This window comes from Guyparkeria sp. (genome assembly GCF_041687595.1).
In the GTDB taxonomy this organism is placed as follows: Bacteria; Pseudomonadota; Gammaproteobacteria; order Halothiobacillales; family Halothiobacillaceae; genus Guyparkeria.
Genome location: NZ_JAWLBP010000080.1, coordinates 1 through 4,229, shown reverse-complemented (window position 1 = coordinate 4,229; position 4,229 = coordinate 1). Strand labels below are relative to the sequence as shown.

General features: G+C 67.5%; 5 protein-coding genes. All 5 read right to left on the bottom strand.

Features of this window, described 5'->3' with window-relative positions; translation table 11 throughout:
• Nucleotides 1-130: 130 nt before the first annotated feature.
• Nucleotides 131-1,429, bottom strand: coding sequence for an FCSD flavin-binding domain-containing protein (locus ACESL5_RS09415; protein ID WP_372592525.1), 1,299 nt, complete (start codon nt 1,427-1,429; stop codon nt 131-133).
• 43 nt (nt 1,430-1,472) lie between these two features.
• Nucleotides 1,473-1,820 (bottom strand): c-type cytochrome, encoded by a 348-nt coding sequence (locus tag ACESL5_RS09410; protein WP_372592524.1) that lies wholly within the window; start codon nt 1,818-1,820, stop codon nt 1,473-1,475.
• 315 nt (nt 1,821-2,135) lie between these two features.
• Nucleotides 2,136-2,687, bottom strand: a complete 552-nt coding sequence (locus tag ACESL5_RS09405; protein WP_372592523.1) for a phosphatase PAP2 family protein — start codon at nt 2,685-2,687, stop codon at nt 2,136-2,138.
• Nucleotides 2,684-3,835, bottom strand: coding sequence for a glycosyltransferase family 4 protein (locus tag ACESL5_RS09400; RefSeq protein WP_372592522.1), 1,152 nt, complete (start codon nt 3,833-3,835; stop codon nt 2,684-2,686). Before ACESL5_RS09400 ends, ACESL5_RS09405 begins: the two co-directional genes overlap by 4 nt.
• A 143-nt stretch (nt 3,836-3,978) precedes the next feature.
• Nucleotides 3,979-4,229: BRCT domain-containing protein (locus tag ACESL5_RS09395; protein ID WP_372592521.1), on the bottom strand; the 251-nt coding region annotated here is incomplete at its 5' end.

The window sequence follows — 4,229 nt, the reverse complement described above, 5'->3', positions numbered from 1 at the left end:
GCCTTCGCGGGCGGGGCCCGCTCCCACAAAGCCACGGGACATCTCGCGCTCTGATAACGACAAAAGGCCCGCCATCTCGCGATGGCGGGCCTTTTTGGTCCGGCCGCCCGGGTGGGGCGGCGGTCCGGGGTCAGCTGCCCCAGATGTCCTTGGTGATGGACGCGTACCAGTCGTGGGCGTAGCCGGCCTCGGCCTCGGCGTTCTCGCCGCCCAGCGGGGAGACGCCGCCGGCGCCTTCCACGGAAGTGGTCTTGCCGTCCTTGAGCTCGTAGACGGCGGCGACCGAGATGCCGTAGTCCGGGGCGACCAGGCTGTAGCAGGTATTCACCCAGCTCGGGATCGGCGCGCTCTCGTTGTGGAACATCGCCACGATGGAAGCCGCGCAGTTCTTCGCCTGCGAGTTGGCGGAGAAGCCGGACTTGGGCATGGGCGAGCCGATGCAGGCGTCACCGACCACGTGGATGCGCTCGTGGATGGTCGACTCGTAGGTCTGCTGGTTGACCGGGCACCAGCCGGAGTCGTCGGCCAGACCGGCAACCTGCGCGATCTTGCCGGCCTTCTGCGGCGGAATGACGTTGATGACGTCGCCCTTGTACTCGGTACCACCGGCAACGACGGTCATGGTGTCCGGGTCGACCTTCTCGACGCCGCCACCGAAGTCGCCACCGATCCACTCGATCATGTTGCCGTAGTTGGCCGTCCAGCCCTCGCGGAACAAGCCCTCCTTGGAGAAGCCGGTCTTGGGATCGAGGATCAGGATCTTCGAGTTCGGCTTGTGTTCCTTGAAGTAGTTGGCCACCAGCGCCGCGCGCTCGTACGGCCCCGGCGGGCAGCGGAACGGGTTGGGCGGCGCGCCGAGAATGAAGGTGCCGCCGTCTTCCATTTCCTCGAGCTGGCGGCGCAGCAGCAGGGTCTGCTCGCCGGCCTGCCAGGCGTGCGGCATGCTGGTGTTGGCCACCTCTTCGGTGTAGCCCTCGATGGCGTCGTAGTTGAAGTCGATGCCCGGCGAGACCACCAGACGGTCGTACTCGAAGCTGCGGCCGTCCTCCAGGGTGACGCTCTGGGCTTCGGCATCCACGCCGGTGACCCAGCCCTTGACCACGTTCACGCCGCGCTTTTCCAGGGCCTTGAAGTCGTGGGTGATCTCGTCGATGTCCTTCAGGCCACCGATGACGAGGTTGGAGAACGGGCAGGTGGTGTGGCTGGCCTTGCCGTCGATCATGGTGACGTCGATGGTGTCGTCGAACATCTTGACGTACTTGGCCGCGGTCGCGCCGCCGAAGCCGCCACCAATGACGACCACGCGCTTGCCACTGGCCGTGCCGTCACCGTTGCCGTTGCCCTGCTGACAGCCCGTGGCCGCGCCCATCGCGCCGGCACTGGCCATCGCGGCACTCAGTTTCAGAAATCCGCGTCGGGAAAGACTCATTGCGGTTACCTCTCTTGCAATTCCTTGTGGGTGCGCTGACCGCTTACTGGTTCGCGAAGAATTCGGCGACAGCCTGGATCTCTTCGTCGCTGTAGCCCTTGGCGATGCGGTTCATCACGGTCCCGGCCTGCCCGTCGCTCTTGTAGGCGAGCATCATGCCGGCGATGGCCTCCTGCGGCACGCCGGCAAGACGCGGAATGTTCCCGCTGCCCTCGCCGGCGACACCGTGGCAACCCATGCAGGTGTAACCGATGGTCGATCCCATGGCGCCAGCCGACTGGTGCTCGTCCGCGAGCACGGGACTTGCGGACAGGCACATGCCCAGCCCGATGGCCGCCAGGATGGTATTGGGTAGTCGGCGGCGCGTGGCCGCTGCGTGGCTCTGTGACATCCCCTCGTCTCCTTGTGTTTTTTCTTACCGTCGAACAAGTACTAGCACGTACCTGCACGAACCGCAGGAAACTTTAGCGTTTCAAGCGTTCTTTTTGCAACGCTTATATAGACTAGGTTTCTAGCGGCATGCGCCGGGGCGGACGGCTTATCGGGCCATAAGCGCAAACAAGCGCCGCAACGAGTGCATTTATGAGCCACGAACGGCACGACTACGGACAGGAATCGGCCATCATTTGATGCAAAGACGGCCGGTTAGTGTTTTCCTGATATACGGATTGGCGGCTGTCGCTCCCCCGTTTCCCCCGGGCCGGCTTCAGATCAGCGACAGGGACAGGACGGCAATCACTGCGCCGATCAGCGCGCCGACGAGCACGTCGGAGAGGTAGTGCAACCCGAGCACCATCCGCGAGGCCGCCACCATCAACGCGAAGGGCAGGACCAGCCAGCCCAGCGACGGGTGGAAGGCGACCAGCTGGATGCCGAAGTTAACCGCGTGCAACGTGTGGCCGGAGGGAAAGCTGTACTTGTCCAGCGGGGCGACGCTGGCCTGGATGCGCGCGTTGCGGTGCAACGGTCGCAGGCGGGCGGTGCGCCGCTTGATGCCGAGGTAGATGATCACGCCCGCCCCGCCGGAGAGCAGCATCACGCCCATGGGAAGCCAGGCCTCGCGCCCGGAGGCCAGGACCATGATGCCGGCGAGCAGGTACCAGCCGATGCCGTCACCGAGGCGCGAGGCCCAGGCGAACAGGCAGCGCAGAACGGTGACACGGTGAACCCGGTTGCAGCGCTCGGTGACCAGCGCCTCCCAGTCGAGGTAGCGTGCGAGCAACGCCGCGCCCGCAGGGCGGAGACCGAAGGGATTCATGCCGAGCCCTGCCGTTGGAGCACGCCGACCGTCGGCCCGGGCTCGCCCGCCACGCTCCGCAGCCGCCCCTCGAAGGCATCGATCACCCGGCCCCAGTCGTGGCGCATGGCCGTCTGGCGGGCTCGCCCCCGGCCGCCCCCGCCGGCGATACCGAGCAGTTCGGGCACCTGGTCGAGAAACCGTGATTCGTCGTCAAGCGGAGCGAGCAGCCCGTTCACGCCCGGCTCGATCAGCAGCCGCCCGGCGGCGTAGTCGAAGCTCAGGCAGACCAGCCCGCTGGCCATGGCCTCGAGCAGCACGTTGCCGAAGGTCTCGGTCCGGCTGGGGAAGACGAAACCGTCGGCACTGGCATAGTGACGCGCCAGGTCCTCGCCGCGCCGGATGCCGGCGAACACGGCGTCGGGCAGCGCCCGCTCCAGCCGTGTGCGCCCGGGGCCGTCGCCGACCACCACCAGCACCGTGGCGGGATCGACCGCCCGGGCGCGCGCCATCGCGGCGACCAACAGGTCGAGATTCTTCTCCGCAGCCAACCGTCCGACATGAAGCAACACCGGCGTGCCGTCATCCGCCCCCCAGGCCCGGCGCAATGCCCGGTCGCGCCGCTGGGGGTGGAAGAGGTCCACATCCACGCCGCGCCCCAGCACTGCCAGGCGCTCGAAGCCCATGGGAGCGAGTTCGTCGGCCTGCTGCCGGGTGGGAATGAAGGTGGTGGCCGTGCGGTTGTGGAATCGACGCAGGTAGCGCATCACGGGCACGGTCAGCCAGCCGACCCGGTAGGAGCGGGCATAGCTGTGGAAGTTGGTGTGCAGCGACGAGGTCACCGGCAGGGAAAGGGCTTCCGCCGCCGCCAGCGCCGAGGCGCCCAGTGGGCCCTCGGTGGCGATGTGCACCAGGTCCGGGGGATCCTCGCGCCATTGTTCGAGAAAGGCCCGCTTGCGCGGCAGGCCGACGCGAACCTCGCGGTAGAACGGCATCGCCAGCCCCGCCACCTCGATGCCGTCGGCGAGCTCACGGCGTTGCCGGCCGCGGGGACAGGTCACCGCCACGCGGTGCCCACGCGACCGCAATGCCGCCACCAGCCGACCCAGGGTAGTCGAGACCCCGTTGACGTCGGGCGGGTAGGTTTCCGTGACCAGGCTGATATCCACAGCTCACCCCGAGTAATGGTCGATTCCTCGGAGACGCTAGGCGCGGCGAATGACAGGCGCGTGTCGGGTGGTTGACGATTCGGCGACAGTGCCGCGGGAGGCGAGAGCGTGACGGGGGGCGATCACGCCGGGACGCGATGGGCTCAGTCCGGGGCGGTGGAGGGATCGTCGAGCAAACGGGCGAAGGCATCGGCGTCGAGGACCGGCACGCCGAGCTTCTCCGCGCGGTCGAGCTTGCTTCCCGCCGCTTCCCCGGCGACCAGCGCGGTAGTCTTCTTCGAGACCGAGCTGGTGACCTTCGCCCCCAGGGCAGTCAGCTTCTCGGCGGCCTCGTCGCGCGTCATGTCCGGCAGGGTGCCGGTGATGACGAAGGTCTTGCCGGCGAGCGGCGCGT